Genomic DNA, 15,744 nt, shown 5'->3' with positions numbered 1-15,744 from the left:
GGTAATCACACCGCGGGAGACCGCGACTTGCCTGACATACTTGCCCTTGACAGACGCTGCGACGGGAATCGAGGCGGCCCCACTGTCAAGTCCGACCAAGGTGCCGATATCGGCAAAGGCATTGGCGACCGCGACCTTGAGACCGCCACCAAGGCTCATGGCCTCAGACACCTGGCTGCGGGCGATGAAGTCCTGATAGGACGGGATGGCGATGGCCGCCAGGATGCCGATGATCGCGACGACGATCATCAGTTCGATCAGGGTGAAGCCCTTTTGGATTGCCTTTTTCATGATGACTCTCTGAATATAGATAGTGGAACTGGCTGGCGCCGGGAGGCTGTCGCGACCGTCGCCCAGCCGCGCTCTTGTCGTCTCCCAGCCCCTCTCCTGCAGATTCCGGGCCAGTAGTCGCGGTGCTGGTGGATGAGTCGCGGGATGCGCGCCAACTGTTTGTGATGTAACGGCAAGTAAAGTGCCTGCGGTGCTGGGGTGTGTTGTCAGCGAGTCCGGCGCTGTCTGGATGCGGTTTGTAAAGGGGCTAAATGTGACAAAAAATGTCATGTTTTGACGTGGTCTGGCCCGTTTGGGTGGTGGTGGGGGTAGGCGCCTTTGATCGTTGTGTGCAGTGGGCGTTACCGGGGCGCGAATTCGTCCGGGTGGTAACGGGGTGTTATTTGGAGTATCGCGAGGGCAAAAAAAAGAGGGGCGCAAGGCCCCTCGTATAGCGATTGCTATAAGTCAGCTGGATGCTAGCGGCAGGACTTCGGTAGCAGGTTCTTGTTCGTAATAGCCGTTCCGCTAGTAACGGACGTGCATGCCCAACTGATCGATCCCAGATTGTTCGTGGGCGTCAAGTCGATGGTCATGCCGGCAATTGAGGCGGAAGCGCTGTTGGTTCCGGCAAAGGTTGCGGTAATCACACCGCGGGAGACCGCGACTTGCCTGACATACTTGCCCTTGACAGACGCTGCGACGGGAATCGAGGCGGCCCCACTGTCAAGTCCGACCAAGGTGCCAATATCGGCAAAGGCATTGGCGACCGCGACCTTGAGACCGCCACCGAGGCTCATGGCCTCAGATACCTGGCTGCGGGCGATGAAGTCCTGATAGGACGGGATAGCGATGGCCGCCAGGATGCCGATGATCGCGACGACGATCATCAGTTCGATCAGCGTGAAGCCTTTCTGGATGGTTTTTTTCATGACTGTTCTCTCAATATGGAAGGGGGTAACTGGCTGGGCCGGGAGGCCGGTATGACCGCCATGCAGCCGCGTTTTTCTGGTCTCCCCACCGTGCTGCCGCGTGCCGCGTTCTTGTTGTCTCACGCTTGCTGGCAAAGCATTTTTCGGGCCAATAACTGGAGGCTGGCGGCGGAGCGCGGTGGCACTGCGCCAAATAGTTGGATGTAAAGGATCACAAACAATCGCCGGGGTGCAGGTGCGGTCAGGGGGCGAGGCGGAGGTCCGCGGTTGGTCACTAGAATTGCGGCTAAACTTGACGAAAAATGTCAAATTATGACAAAAGTGGGGCGCCTTGGTCGGCGTCAGCGGTCGTGCAGGCTGTTTGCGGGGCGATAATTTGCAAATTGCGATGGGCTTCACAGTCTCAGTGACTGCTGTGATGTGTACTGCACAGCGGTTGGGCACAGTCGCTCCATCCTCGCGCGACCGCGGGCGCGTCGTCGCTTTTCTGCCGGCACGACTGGTGCGAAGCGCGGTTCCGGAGCAAGCCGGCTGAGGTCGATCAGGTCAGGGGGTGCCTAACTCGGGGAAGAGGCGCCCGGGGTTGGCGCAAGTTAAACCCCATGCTGGTGCTGGGGTCGAGGTGTGTTTCGCGGTGAGCCTGCTATCCTCGGTCCTGCTCGCGAACGATCCATCGGCCGCGCTGGCGCAACCGCCGAAGGTTAGCTGGATGCTAGCGACAGGACTTTGGCAGCAGGTTTTTGTTTGCAATGGTGTCGGATGCGCATTCCCAACGGATTGATCCGAGTTCATTTGAGGGTGTCATGGTGAGGATCGCGCCGGCAATGGCGGCAGAGGTGCTCGTGGCCCCGGCAAAGGTCACGCTAATGACACCGCGGGAGACATCGACTTGGCGGACATACCTGCCCCTGATCGAGATTGCGGACGGGATGGCGTTGGTCGCGCTGTCCAGGCCGCTGAAGGTGCCGATGTCGACAAAGGCATTGGTGACCACGGACTTGATGCCGCCGGCCAACGCCAGTCCTTCCGCGACTTGGCCGCGGGCGACGAAGTCGCGATAGGACGGAATGGCGATCGCCGCCAAGATGCCGATGATCGCGACGACGATCATCAATTCGATCAAGGTGAAGCCTTGCTGGATGGTTCTCACGATGGTGCTCTGGCCTTGATGGTGGAAGCCGCCGGGCCGAATCCGGCCCGCCAAGCAATGTAACATCCTACTGTCTGCCCGCTAAGAGAATGATGTGTGGCGGTTTGTTGGAAGGGGTGGTGGTCGCGGGGGAGGCCCGTGCGACTGCCGCCTCAGCTGCTTTTTCGCTCTCCGACGGTTGTTCTCAGCATATTTCGGGCCAGTTGGCTGGATGCCGCGGTCCGGTTCGGGGCGCTTGTCGCAAGCGTTTTGCGATATTAAGTATTTTCAGGCATTTTTCCTGGCGCGGCGGACGCGCGCCCGGCTTGCGTGCTGTGGTTTAATGTCTAAGTGCGTCTAAAGGTAACAAAAAACGTCGGTTTTTGACGCGCCTGGGACGCTTGGTTGGGCGAGGCATGCACGATACAAGAGGTTAAGTGTGTACTCGCGAGCTCGGGCTGTGCCCAGGGATTAGCGGACCCCGGGCCGGCGCGAAAAGTGAAGTCGGAGTGTTGCCGCTGCACCAGCCTTTCCCGCGGGCTTAGGGGCGCGCGCTCGCCTTGAACTGACTCTGGTGGGCCTGGAGGTCCCGCACGGCCGCGCCGACCAGGCGGGCGCTGAGCCGCGTGAAGGCCGCCACCATGGCGTCCGGGGTGGCGCCGTCCACCGGTTCCTCGCCGCTATAGTCGCGGCTGGCCAGGGTGCGCCGGTTGTCTGCCTGCACCAGGGTCAGGTGTAGGGTGGCAGCGACCCGCGGGGGCTGGTCGGTCGGCCGGTGCTCGAAGCGCTGCAACTCGCCGCTGAGCAGATAGTCCGAGCCGGCCCGTTCCGCCGCGACCACGACGAACTGGAACACCTGCGCCGAACGCAGGGCGTTTACCAGGGCCTTCGCCAGTGATTCAGTCGGTGGCTCCTCCCACAGCAGGTCATCATAGCGCTGGGTAACCAGCGGTTCGCCGCGGGTGCGGAAGACGATCTGGTTGCCGCCGAGGAAGTTGCGCCCGGACAGGTTGTTGACCAGCAGGGCGGCGGCTGCCGGTGGGCCGGTCGGGCCCACTTGCGATACTGGCTCCAAGCGGTAGAAGCGGTCTGCACGCAGTGTCGGGGATGATCCGCAACCGGCGAGGCTCAGCAGGGCGATGAGCAGAGCCAGCAGGTTCGGGCTTAGACGCTTGCGCCCGGACGGGGCATTCGCCCCGTTCGGAACCTTTGGCGGCAGCGCATGAACCGCCGACCGATCGCCTGGTTGAGCGAGCGAAAACGTTCGGGACGGGGCGGACACCTCGTCCCACCCGACGCCTACTGTCTCCTTTCGCTCGCAAGTGTTTATTTGAACCAAGGTGACTGTTCCTCGACCTTGCGGCCCTTGATGATAACCGCCGGGTCTTTGCGCAGGTCGCGGGAGAGGGCGGAGAGGTTGCGGGTGGCGTCATCGAGATTGACGAGGATCGGTGACAGGGCGGCGGTCAGGTCCTGTAACAGGTTTTGGGTGTCGTCCAGGGAGCGTTGCAGGCCCGGCTTATTGTCGCTGACCAGTACGCGCAGCTCGCGCGCCAAGTCGCCGTATTGGCGAGCCGCGCCCTTGATCTCATCGGTGCCGCTGCCGATCTTCACCGAGTCGTCGGCCAGGGTCTTGGACATGGTCTGGAATGAGTCCAGGATGGCTTTAATCTTCTTGGGGTCGATCGACGACTCCAGGTTGGCGCTGAATTTCTGCAGGCTATCGAAGGCCCCGGCCAATCGTTCGCGATTACCGGCCTGGTCACCGCCGGTGCCGAGCAGGGTCTGGATGGTTTCGATCTGTGTCTTGACACTGATCAGGGCCGGGGCGATGGTGTTCTGCACCACGCCGTCGATTGATTCGGTCAATCCATTGAGTTTGGCCATGAGGTCCGGCTCACGCCCCGTGGCCATGATCTGGGTCCCATGGACCAGCAGGGTCCGGGCGGCGCCGGGGCGGATCATGATCGCGTCCCCCTGGAGCAGACCCGCCGCCCCGAGCCGGGCCACGCTGTCGGTCGGTACCGGCCAGCTGTTCTTGATGCGCAGGGTGGCACGGAAGCAGGGTAGGACCGGTGAGCGCACGGGGGTCGCGGCCGGCGTCGGACAGCGTTGCGTCTCCGCGTCGCGCCCCGGAAAGAGCGGTGTCACGCGCTCGACGATGCCGATCACATAGCCGTCCTGGATCACCTGGATGCCCTCGGTGAGTCCCGCGGCCTCCAGGAAATAGGCCTGCAGGCGATAGGCACCGCCGAACAGCCCGGGCATGAGAATGGCCAGGGCGGCGATGGCGACGGCGGCCATGGCCAGCACAAAGAGCCCTGAGTAGAGCAGGTCGCGGCGGCGCCGACGCGCCTCCCGCTTACCGGGGGCGCCGATCTCGGGGGGCGAATAGAGTCGTTCCAGGCGGCTCATCGGGAGGCGTTCACCGGCAACAGGAAAATTGCGATCAAGGCAGTCGATCTCACGCCAAGGCGCCACGGCACCAAGAAAAAAAGCGCGCCCCGTCATGCTCCCAAGCATCCTGCGGGTGACTCTCCTGATGCGGATAACGCACTGAAGAATATTGGCGTCTTGGCGTTTGGGCGTGAGCCCCGCGGTTGCTGGCATACGTCATGCGGGCAGTGTAGATCAGAATCGATGCGGTTTCACGGCGCGCAACGCCCTGGACAGCCCGCGCGTCCCGCACCATGCTGCGTAAGTCCCGGGACGCCGAGCCCCAGGGTGGGGCTTACTCAATGCACAATGCAGGGATTCCTCAATCATCGCCAGCAGCGGGATCGGCCCCCGACCCCCCGCTTGGTCCCTTCCGCGCAGCCCGAAGTCCACATCATGAGCAAGCCACACCCGTTACTCGTCTCCCGCGCACTGGACAGTCTCGACAGCCTGGGTAAGGTGGTCACGGCGCGCGACGCGGTGCGCCTGATCAACAGCGGCGACACCTTGGCGACTGGCGGATTCGTTGGGATCGGCTTCGCCGAGGGCCTGGCGCTGGCCTTGGAGGAGCGCTTCGTGGAAACCGGTGAGCCCCGCGACCTGACCCTGATGTACGCCGCCGGCCAGGGTGACGGGGGGGAGCGGGGCTTGAATCACCTGGCCCACGAGGGGCTGATCCGGCGCATCATCGGCGGTCACTGGGGGTTGGCCCCCAAGCTCGGCCGGCTGGCAACGGCCAATCGGATCGAGGCCTACAACCTGCCCCAGGGGGTGATCTCGCACTGGTTTCGGGATGTGGCGGCCAAGCGCCCGGGGGTCTTCTCGCGGATCGGGCTCGGGACCTTCGTCGACCCCCGCCACGGCGGCGGCAAGCTCAATGCCCGTACTACCGAGGAGATCGTTGAACTGGTGACGCTCAAGGGGCAGGAGTACCTGTTCTACCCCAGCCGTCCGGTGGACGTGGCCTTGCTGCGCGGGACCACCGGTGACTCGGACGGCAACATCACCATGGAGAAGGAGGCCCTGTTCCTGGAGGCCCTGGCCATCGCCACCGCGGCACACAATTCCGGGGGGCTGGTCATCGTGCAGGTGGAGCGCATCGCCGAGCGTGGCACCTTGCCGGCCAAGTCGGTGAAGATTCCCGGGGTGCTGGTGGATTGTGTGGTGGTCGCTGAGACCCCTGAGCATCACTGTCAGACCTTCGCGACCTCCTACGACGCCGGCTTTGCCAGCGAGGTTCGGGTGCCCATGGCCTCGGTCGCTCCCATGCCGCTGGAACCGCGCAAGCTCATCGCGCGGCGCGCCGCCTGTGAGCTGCGGCCCAACAGCGTGGTGAACCTGGGGATCGGCATGCCGGAGGGGGTGGCCAACGTCGCCCACGAGGAACACATTCTGGAGCTCCTGACGCTGACCACCGAGCCTGGGACCATCGGTGGTCTGCCCGCGGGGGGGCTCAATTTCGGTGCGGCCCGCAATGCCCAGGCGATCATTGATCAGCCGGCCCAGTTCGACTTCTACGACGGCGGGGGCCTGGACCTGACCTGTCTGGGCATGGCCCAGGTCGACCGCGAGGGTAACGTCAACGTCAGCAAGTTCGGCGCCAAGTTGGCCGGGGCCGGGGGCTTCATCAACATCAGCCAGAGCGCCAAGACCCTGGTCTTCGTCGGCACCTTTACCGCCGGTCAGTCCCGGATCGCGGTGGTGGACGGGCGCCTGGAGATCCGTGAGGACGGGGCCGCTGCCAAGTTTGTGGAACAGGTGGAGCACCGCACCTACAGTGGCCAATTCGCCGCCGCCAAGGGGCAGCCGGTCCTCTATGTGACTGAGCGCTGTGTGTTTCGGCTGCGCCCGCAGGGGCTGGAGTTGATCGAGATCGCCCCGGGGGTGGATCTGGAGCGTGACATCCTCGCGCGCATGGCCTTCCGGCCGCTCATGGATGCACCGCCGCGCCTGATGGATGCGCGCATCTTCCGGCACCCGCCGATGGGGCTGCGCGCGCAACTGCTGGATATCCCGTTGGACGAGCGCCTGACCTATGACCCGCGCGCGAACCGGTTCTTCGTCAACTTCGAGCGACTGGCCATCAAGACCGAGGAGGACATCGCGGCCGTGCATGCGACGGTCAGCGCCAAGCTCGCTCCCTTAGGCGCCAAGGTGGATGTCATCCTCAACTATGACCACTTCAGCATCCGTCCGGACCTGGAGGAAGCCTACATCGCGATGGTGCGGGACTTGGCCGGGCGCTACTATGCGGGCGTTACCCGCTATACCACGAGTACCTTCCTACGCATGAAGCTGGGGCGGGCATTGGCCGAGCGGTCGCTAGCCCCGCATATCTACGAGAGTGAGGAGGAGGCGCGGGCGTCGTTGAGCGTGGATGGCCCCTGAGGTCCGCGGCGGCGTCCTTGCGTCACTGCTTTCGCCTTCGTGCCCCTGTGTCTGCGTGCGCGCCACGCGTGGTCCCGCTGCCGGGCGGGTGGGGAGACCCGCCCGGCAAGGGATCAGGTCTTGGTGACCTTTTTCATCATGTCTTGCAGCTCGGCCAGGCCCTCGTTCATCCGCGCCTGGATTATTTCCAGCGACTCGGTGTTGGACTTGGTCATCACATCGGCCAGGTCCTTCACGTTGGTGAAGGCCTTCTCGAACGCCTGCTTGGCCAGTTCTGCCTGTTTCTCGCTGAGTTCCTTGGCGTCCTTGACCGCGGACAACTCGGAGGTGGCCAGGCGCATCTGCTCCAGTGCGTCCCTGACGATCTCGGTCTGGTGCTTGATCAGTGCCTGTGCGCCCTCGGCGGCCGCCCGGGTGGCCGCGCTCACGGCCTCAATGTTCTTGCGGTAGGTGGCCGTCATCGCCTCCATGTCGACGCCGGGCACCTGCATCTGCTTGAACAGGGACTCGAAATCGGTGAAGGGGTTCTTGATCTCGCTCATCGTAAAGTTCTCCTCTGATCGTTTGGCGGGCCGCGTACAATAGCGGCAATTGGCCACTTTAGGTGAGGGGCGGGACCAGGGTCAAATCAGAATCGAGCAGCGCCCCCTCCGGGGACCCCCCGGGGACCCGCTGGCGGGTGCGGGAAGCCGCGGCGCTGGGCGCTGGGCGCTGGGCGCTGGGCGCTGGGCGCTGGGCGCTGGGCGCTTGGCGCTGGGCGCTGGGCGCTGGGCGCTGGGCGCTTGGCGCTTGGCGCTTGGCGGTTGCGTGCGCAGGCTTTACGATCCCCGTCCCAGAAAATGACTGCCGTCCCCGTGACCCGGGGTGGTCTGATAAATACCATAGATTTCATAATCATTCACCCGAGGAGATTTATACGTGAGCAGAGATGTTGTCGTTTTGAGTGCGGTTCGCTCCCCTATCGGTACCTTCGGTGGTGCCCTTGCCGAGTTCGACTCCAGCGAACTGGCCGGCTTGGTCATGAAGGAAGCGGTCGTCCGCTCCGGGGTCGATCCCGCGTTGATCAACTATGTGACCGTCGGCACCACCATCCCGACCGATTCGCGCTACGCCTACGTCTCCCGCGTGGCCTCCATCCAGGCCGGTCTGCCGATGGACTCGGTCGCCATGCAGGTCTCGCGTCTGTGTGCCTCCGGCCTCCAGGGCATCGTGACCACCGCCCAGAACATCATGCTGTCTGATGCGGATTATGGCATTGGCGGCGGTGTGGAGGTCATGTCCAAGGGCGTCTACCTGCTGCCGGCGCTGCGTTCCGGCGCCCGCATGGGCGACACCACGGCGATCGACTCCATGGTCGCCATCCTGACCGACCCCTTCGGCGTGGGCCACATGGGCATCACCGCCGAGAATCTGGCCGCCAAGCACGGCTTCACGCGCGAGGAGCAGGACGCCTGCGCCGTCGAATCCCAGCGCCGCGCCGCGGTGGCCATCGCCGAAGGCCGATTCAAGTCCCAGATCCTGCCGATCGTCAAGAAGACCCGCAAGGGTGAGGTGGTGTTCGACACCGACGAGCATCCGCGCGCCGGCACCACCCTGGAGACCCTGGCCAAGATGAAGCCGGCCTTCAAGAAAGACGGCACCGTCACCGCCGGCAATGCCTCCGGCATCAACGACGGCGCCGCCTTCTTCGTGTTGGCCGCCGCCGATGTCGCCGCCAAGGCCGGCCACACGCCGATGGCCCGTATCGTCTCCTATGCCGTCGCCGGCGTGCCCAACGAGGTCATGGGCGAGGGTCCGATCCCGGCGAGCCGCCTGGCGCTGAAGAAGGCCGGCCTGTCGCTGGACCAGATGGATGTCATCGAGTCCAACGAGGCCTTCGCCGCCCAGGCCCTGACGGTCGCCAAGGTCTTGGGTCTCGACCCGGTCAAGACCAATCCGAACGGCGGCGCCATCGCCCTGGGGCACCCGATCGGCTGCTCCGGCGCCTTCATCGCCACCAAGGCAGTGTACGAACTGCAACGCATCAGCGGTAAGTACGCGCTGGTCACCATGTGCATCGGCGGCGGCCAGGGCATCGCCGTCATCTTCGAGCGCCTGGGCTGAACTTAGCCGCGGCGGTCGGATGTGGGTCCGACCGCCGACCCGCCGCACCATTGCTCTGTCCTAGGGTTGGGGCTTCGACTTAGGGGCCGCCATGTCCGATGCCTGTCTGACCGCTTCGTCGACGCCCACTAAGAAGCGCACTCCCTGGACTGCTTTGAAGTTCGCCCGTCGCGTCGACCCCGCGCCCCGGCCGGTGCTGCGGCGTCTGTTGCCGCCCCTGGCGGCGATGGTGGTGCTCTTGACGGCCGGTGCGGCGGTCTTGCTGGTGGAGTTGCATCAGGGCCAACTGGCCGCGAACCTGCAGCACCTCGCCTCCCTCGTATCCGACGATCTGCGTGTGAGCCTGGCAGAGCAGGTCAGCGGCCTGACCATGGCCATCCAACCCATCGCCGCCGATCCCCGGGTGCGAGCGGCCCTGCGTGCCGCAGATAGCGAGCGTCTCCTGACTGACTGGGGTCCGTTGTACGACACCCTGCATCGCGATCACAACCTCACTCACTTCTATTTTTTTGACTCACACCGCGTCTGTCTTCTGCGCGTTCACAAACCGCAGAAGCGCGGTGACCTTATCGATCGCTTCACCGCTCGGGAAGCCGAACGGTCCGGCCACATTACCTCGGGTCTCGAGCTCGGGCCCTTGGGTACCTTCACCCTACGGGTGGTGGCCCCGGTCTTCGACAACGGCACGCTGCTCGGCTATGTGGAACTCGGAAAGGAGATCGAGGACGTCCTGGACTCCCTGTACCGGCACTCCGGCAATCAAGTCGCGGTCATCCTGGGTAAGCAATTTCTCGACCGTCAGACCTGGGAGGAGGGCATGCGTTGGCTCGGGCGGGAGGCCGACTGGGGGCGCCTGTCACACAGTGCCGTGATCTATGCGTCACAGGGGCGTTTGCCCGATGCGGTCGCCACGCTGGCCGATCAGGAGCTGAGCGGCGTTGATCGTCGCGCCGACATGACCCGCGAGCTCGTCCTTGACGGGAAACCGTGGCGGGTCTCAGTGATACCCCTGCGGGACGCCGCCGGCCGGTCGGTCGGGGACCTGTTGGTCATGCGTGACATCAGTACCGAACAACAGGCGCTGACACGGTTACTGACCCTGGGCGGCGTGGGGACCGCGGTCCTGCTGATTCTGCTCCTGGGCTTTATCCTGATCCTGCTGCGTCGCACCGATACCGGCATCCGCGCTCAACAAGAGGCCATGCGTCAGGAGCGCGAGCGACTGGCCGGCATTCTGCGGGGCACCCGCGCCGGCACCTGGGAGTGGAACGTGCAGACCGGCGAACTCATCGTCAACGCGCGCTGGGCGCAGATCGTGGGCTACCGGCTTGATGAGTTGGCCCCGCTATCCATCGATACCTGGCTCAACTTGGCCCACCCGGACGATCGGCGGGTCAGCGCCGTCTTGCTGGAGCGGCATTTCCGCGGCGAGCTGGACTATTATGAGTGCGAGTCACGGATGAAGCACAAGGACGGGCGCTGGGTGTGGATTCAGGATCGCGGTCGGGTGGCGACCTGGACGCCGGATGGCAAGCCGGCGTTGATGCAGGGCACCCATCAGGACATCACCACGCTCAAAGAACATCAACACCAGCTCGAACACATCGCCCATTATGACGGACTGACGACGCTGCCCAACCGGGTCCTGCTGATCGATCGCCTGCATCAGGCGATGCTGCAGAGCGAGCGGCGCGGGCAGCCGTTGGCGGTGGCCTATCTCGACCTGGACGGTTTCAAGTCCATCAACGACCAATACGGGCATGCCGCCGGGGATCAGTTGCTGATCGCCGTGGCGGCCCACATGAAACAGACCCTGCGCGAGGGTGACACCCTGGCCCGACTGGGCGGCGACGAATTCGTCGCCGTGCTGACCGATTTTGCTGATAGCGATGCGTGGGTGCCCCTGGTGATCCGCTTGCTGGCCGCCGCTGGTGAGCCGGTGAAGGTCGGCGTCCTGACCCACCAGGTATCGGCCAGTGTCGGCCTCACGCTCTATCCGCAGGCCGACCCGGTGGATGCCGATCAACTGCTCCGCCAGGCCGATCAGGCGATGTATCAGGCCAAGCTGGCCGGTAAGAACGGCTACCACATATTCGACGCCGAACAGGATCGCAGCGTGCGCGGTCATCACGAGAGCCTCGAGCATATCCGCCGCGCATTGGCCGAGCGCGAATTCGTACTTTATTACCAGCCCAAGGTGAACTTGCGCACCGGGACGGTCATCGGCGCCGAGGCGCTGATCCGCTGGCAACACCCGCAGCGAGGGCTGCTGGCGCCACGGGTGTTCCTGCCGGTCATCGAGGACCATCCGCTGGCGGTCGAGGTGGGCGATTGGGTGATTGAAGCCGCGCTCACCCAAATGCAACGCTGGCGCCGCGACGGCTTGGCACTGCCGGTCAGTGTGAATATCTCCGCCCGTCAGTTGCAGCAGACCGACTTCGTCGCGCGCTTGCGCGCGCAATTGACGGCCCATCCGGAGATCCCGCCGGGCTGTTTCGAATTGGAGGTGCTGGAGACCAGCGCGCTGGCCGACTTGTCGCATGTCGCCCAGGTCATCACGGACTGCCGGGCGATCGGGGTGACCTGTGCCCTGGATGACTTTGGTACCGGTTATTCCTCGCTAACCTACCTCAAACGTCTCCCGGTCACTGTGCTTAAGATCGACCAGAGTTTCGTACGCGACATGCTCGACGACTCGGAGGACTTGGCCATCGTTGAGAGCGTATTGGGCCTGGCGACCGCTTTTCGCCGGCACGTCATTGCCGAAGGCGTGGCGAGCGTGGCACACGGCGAACTGCTGCTGCAACTGGGTTGTGAATTGGCCCAGGGCTATGGCATCGCCCCACCGATGCCAGCCCATGAACTGCCGGGCTGGGCGCTCGCCTGGCGCCCGGATCGCCGCTGGGCCACGCTCACCACCGTGAGTCACGACGATCTGTCGTTGGTCTATGCCCGGATCGATCATGGTGCCTGGATTGCCGCGATCGAAAGACATTTGCGGGGCGAGCGTGACACGGTGCCGCTGCTTGATCACCGCCAGTGCCGTTTTGGCATCTGGCTGAACGCGCAGAGGCAGGCCGGTGGGCAACCCGCCTATCAGGCAATCGACGCCTTACACCGCCAGGTGCATGCGCTGGCCGCGACCTTGCTGGACCTCCAGGCCGGCGGTCGCCAACCGGAGGCGCTGGCGCGGCTGCACGAACTGCATGCTCTGCGCGACGACCTGTTGGCGGGATTGCAGGCGTGGATGTGCGGCGCAAGCGAGCCGGCGCCACGCGGGCGACAGGTCAGTTAAAATCCGGGGGCTGCTGGCCTTTCGGTCGCAACGCCCTGCCGCCCACGTTTCAGCGCGGCGACCGTATCACAGCAGTCGCGCCAGGCGCCGGCAATTGCTCAAGCGTTCTAGCTTGGTTCCCTATTTGCTCTGAGTCAACTCGATAGGCGTGACAGAATATATGAGAAGCCGCACAAAAAAATTAATCGCCCTCGGTGTTGCGTTCACTGTTTCCTTGCGGCTGTTTGTTTTTGGCTTGAGCTATCCTCTGCTATTGCGGGTTAGAGGTGATGCCTATGGCTATCTGGATATTGCACGGCAGCTGACCGACTGGTCAGCAGTCCTGTCTTTCGCCGGTAATCGCGTCGTGGGATTTCCATTCTTCGAGGTCGTCGTTGGAAAAATTGTTTCTGTTTTTTTTTCGAGTTATACGCTGCTCGCTTGGGTTAATGCAATTGGGGTCGCTTTACTGATCATACATATTGCGAGCGCATGGGTCCTGTCGCGCTGGGCGAGAAATACAAATCTAATTGCAACCGAGAACGCGGCGCTGATTCTGTTTGTCTTCTTTGCCACGTTTCCCGCGCTGATAGGGCATACGACGACGCCATTGAGCGACACCCTGGCGGTCGATCTGGTCGTCTGTGCCCTCATGTCAATGCATGTGTCGCTCAAGCATGATGTTGGATTCAAGTCTTTCGTCTGGGCAGGTCTGGCTGCGTTTTTATTTGCGTTTTCGATTTTAGTGCGACCCGGAAATCTCTCAGGCGTCGTTGCCGCACTCATGACCGGCATGGTCGTGGCCCTCTGGACTGCGAACCGCAAGGCCACCGTGGTCGGCGTGATCATGCTGGGGTGCGCCGGCGTGCTCGCACCATATTACTTCAATTGCACCCAGAAATATGGGTCGGTCTGTTTGCAGTCACCAGCAACATTCGGTTCGGTCGATAGCGCACAGGTCGGGCTGCTCGGTGCTCGCTTGTTATGGGGGAAAGGAGAATGGTCTCCCGGGAAGTTTCCTGTAATGCCTGATGAAATTATGTTTACCAATTATTATCAACGCTGTCAGCTTAAGACCATTGTCGGCATCACTGATTCATCGCTAACGGGATGTCTGATGACGCGTCCGCTCGCCCTGCCCGCCTATATGGTGAAAAAATGGATTGGCCTCTTCGATCATTTTCGCTTTACTCCCTATCTCGAGGAGGTCACGCCGGCCTGGCTACGCTGGCTGAGCCGCGGGTATGATTCTTTGGCCTGGATCGGCTTATGGCTGTTTTTCTTAACGCTCTGTTATTGGAAAAAGGGTGCGCAACCATCAGAAATAAGGGCTAAACTGCTCGGGTCTCTTACGCCGCTACTGTTGGTTTCATATTCAATAGTGATGCTGGCGCAACATACGGTACTGCACGTTGAGGATCGCTACGGATTCCCCTTGCTTGCGTTGTGTGCGATTATGCTGGTCAGTTATGGCGAAAGAGTCATAAGAGATTATCGGATCGTTGGTCTGCGGCGGCTGGCACCATTAATCTTGTATTGCGTCGCGGCGTGGGTGGTATTTGTTGTGCAGATCATTGTCTGGGATAACGCAACGTTTAATTGAAGGTTTAATTGAAGGCGTGGGAGCGGGTCACGGGTCCGCGGCCTACGGGCGTCCCGTCAGCACATAGCGCAGATCGAGCCGCTGGGGCAGCGCTGCCGCGAGCGCCTTTGGTGACCCGTCGAAGATCAACCGTCCGCGCTCCAGCACCGCGACCTGATCGCAGCCGTCGCCCAAGGCGTCCGCCCGGTTATCGGTGGCGATCAGGGTCAGTGGGCGATTGCCCCGCTGCGCCCGCAGGACCATCAGGGTGTCGCAGACGGCCGCCGGGTCCAGCCCGTCGCTCAGCCCGTCCCAGACCAGCAGGTCGGGCCGGTGGATCAGTGCCCGGGCCAGTTCCACCTGGCGCCGTTGACCCAGTGACAGCGAACGCGGGAATACATTCTCCAACCCGTCGAGGCGCAGCGAGGCGATCACCAGTCGCGCGGCCCGTGCCATCTGTGGTCGCCCGCCGGGTCGGCCGCGCAGGGGCAGGACCAGATTTTCGATCACGCTGCGGTCCTCCAGCAGCGCACCGCCCTGCAACACCACCCCCAGGCGCTGGCGCAGTGTGGTCATGGCCCGGTTGTCCAGTGCCTGCAGGTCCTGGCCCAGGATGCGCACCGTCCCCGCGGACGGCGCGTCGAGCCCCAGGATGAGCCGTGTCAGCAGGCTCTTGCCCGCCCCATTGCGGCCGACGAGCAGGAGCCAGGCGCCCTCCGGGACTTTGAGGTCGATTCCCGCCAGGGCGCAGCGTCGCCCGACGTGCTGGAAGACCCCGGTCAGTTCCAAGGCCATAGTCATTGCTTAGGGCCGGGTCAGCAGGATGACGGCCAAGTCCGCGACCAGGATGGCCGCGACGGCCCCGACCATGGTGCGCGTGGCGGCCGCGCCGATGCCCTGCGGATCGCGTCCGGCGGCGGTGCCGTTGACGGTCGCGATCAGGGCGATCAGCAGGGCAAAGAGCATCGGCTTGCCGATCGCCTCCAGCAGGTCCGCGGGCTTGATGACCGTGGTGAATGCATCCAGGAACAGGGCCGGCGGGACCGCCGCCACCATCGATAGCCACAGGAAGGTGGCGATGAAGGTCATGAGGCTGGCCCAGACGGCGAAGGCGAAACTCATAACCATCATTGCGAGCAGGGTTGGACCCAGGGTGTACTCGATGGGATCGATGCCCATGGCCAGGAGCCCATCGACCTCGCCGCTGACCGACAAGGTGGCCTGGCGTACCGCCAGATTCACCCCGGCGCGGCCGGCCACCAGGATGCCGACCAGGATCGGGACCAGTTCCATGACTACTGCGTAGGTGATCGACAGGAGCACCAATTGCGGCAGCTCGAAGCGCTGCAGGAGCGAGCCGGTCTGGTGTCCCAGGATGGCGCCCAGGGCGAGCGCGACGAGCGTGATGGCGGGCAGGATGGACAGCCCCGACTGGCGCAGCGCCGCGGCGAAGGCCGGCACATCGAGCCGCGCCCGCCCGGCCAGGATGCGCAGATACAGGCTCAGGCAGTTGAGCAGGGTGACGGCCGCGAGTCCCAGTCCCTCGATCCAGCCCACCGGGCCCGTGAAGGGTCGCTCGGGTTGCGCGGCGGCAGCGATCGGGTGGGGGTTGCTCATGGCTGCGTCAATT

At 63.6% G+C, this 15,744-nt stretch carries 12 protein-coding genes; 4 read left to right on the top strand and 8 right to left on the bottom strand.

The window, feature by feature from the left end:
• The 5 genes from QZY44_RS29385 to QZY44_RS29365 all read right to left on the bottom strand — a co-directional run.
• Window positions 1–291, bottom strand: a 291-nt coding sequence (locus tag QZY44_RS29385) for a prepilin-type N-terminal cleavage/methylation domain-containing protein (protein WP_295456191.1), incomplete at its 3' end; no start/stop codon positions are given.
• Window positions 292–749: 458 nt separating this feature from the next.
• The gene (locus tag QZY44_RS29380) at window positions 750–1,202 is read right to left on the bottom strand and encodes a pilin (RefSeq protein ID WP_295456190.1); all 453 of its coding nucleotides are present in this window, start codon (window positions 1,200–1,202) and stop codon (window positions 750–752) included.
• A gap of 712 nt (window positions 1,203–1,914) precedes the next feature.
• The gene (locus QZY44_RS29375) at window positions 1,915–2,352 is read right to left on the bottom strand and encodes a pilin (RefSeq protein ID WP_295456189.1); all 438 of its coding nucleotides are present in this window, start codon (window positions 2,350–2,352) and stop codon (window positions 1,915–1,917) included.
• Window positions 2,353–2,872: 520 nt separating this feature from the next.
• Complete coding sequence (locus QZY44_RS29370) at window positions 2,873–3,463, bottom strand: ABC-type transport auxiliary lipoprotein family protein (RefSeq protein ID WP_295456193.1); 591 nt, start codon at window positions 3,461–3,463, stop codon at window positions 2,873–2,875.
• Window positions 3,464–3,657: 194 nt separating this feature from the next.
• The gene (locus tag QZY44_RS29365) at window positions 3,658–4,842 is read right to left on the bottom strand and encodes a mammalian cell entry protein (RefSeq protein ID WP_295456188.1); all 1,185 of its coding nucleotides are present in this window, start codon (window positions 4,840–4,842) and stop codon (window positions 3,658–3,660) included.
• Between the two features lie 321 nt (window positions 4,843–5,163).
• Between QZY44_RS29365 and QZY44_RS29360 the strand changes: the two genes are divergently transcribed.
• Window positions 5,164–7,155, top strand: coding sequence for an acyl CoA:acetate/3-ketoacid CoA transferase (locus tag QZY44_RS29360; RefSeq protein WP_295456187.1), 1,992 nt, complete (start codon window positions 5,164–5,166; stop codon window positions 7,153–7,155).
• A 113-nt stretch (window positions 7,156–7,268) separates the two neighbouring features.
• On the opposite strand, the gene phaP is transcribed toward QZY44_RS29360, so the two are convergent.
• On the bottom strand, window positions 7,269–7,697 hold the full coding sequence (phaP, locus tag QZY44_RS29355) for a TIGR01841 family phasin (RefSeq protein WP_295456186.1): 429 nt from the start codon (window positions 7,695–7,697) through the stop codon (window positions 7,269–7,271).
• Between the two features lie 376 nt (window positions 7,698–8,073).
• Here phaP and QZY44_RS29350 point away from each other — a divergent pair, with 376 nt between their 5' ends.
• From QZY44_RS29350 to QZY44_RS29340, 3 genes are all read left to right on the top strand, one after another.
• A complete protein-coding gene (locus tag QZY44_RS29350; protein ID WP_295456185.1) occupies window positions 8,074–9,258 on the top strand; it encodes an acetyl-CoA C-acyltransferase family protein in 1,185 nt (394 codons plus the stop codon).
• Window positions 9,259–9,349: 91 nt separating this feature from the next.
• Window positions 9,350–12,553 (top strand): EAL domain-containing protein, encoded by a 3,204-nt coding sequence (locus QZY44_RS29345; protein WP_295456184.1) that lies wholly within the window; start codon window positions 9,350–9,352, stop codon window positions 12,551–12,553.
• Window positions 12,554–12,713: 160 nt separating this feature from the next.
• Window positions 12,714–14,135, top strand: coding sequence for a hypothetical protein (locus tag QZY44_RS29340; RefSeq protein WP_295456183.1), 1,422 nt, complete (start codon window positions 12,714–12,716; stop codon window positions 14,133–14,135).
• A gap of 42 nt (window positions 14,136–14,177) precedes the next feature.
• Here QZY44_RS29340 and QZY44_RS29335 read toward each other — a convergent pair whose 3' ends face one another.
• Window positions 14,178–14,915 carry an ABC transporter ATP-binding protein gene (locus QZY44_RS29335; RefSeq protein ID WP_295456182.1) on the bottom strand — a complete coding sequence of 246 codons (738 nt, stop codon included), beginning with the start codon at window positions 14,913–14,915 and terminating at the stop codon, window positions 14,178–14,180.
• A gap of 3 nt (window positions 14,916–14,918) precedes the next feature.
• Window positions 14,919–15,731 carry an ABC transporter permease gene (locus QZY44_RS29330; RefSeq protein ID WP_295456181.1) on the bottom strand — a complete coding sequence of 271 codons (813 nt, stop codon included), beginning with the start codon at window positions 15,729–15,731 and terminating at the stop codon, window positions 14,919–14,921.
• Window positions 15,732–15,744: the final 13 nt, after the last annotated feature.

The organism is uncultured Thiodictyon sp., assembly GCA_903837595.1.
Lineage (GTDB): Bacteria > Pseudomonadota > Gammaproteobacteria > Chromatiales > Chromatiaceae > Thiodictyon.
This window is presented reverse-complemented; position numbering and strand designations above follow the sequence as displayed.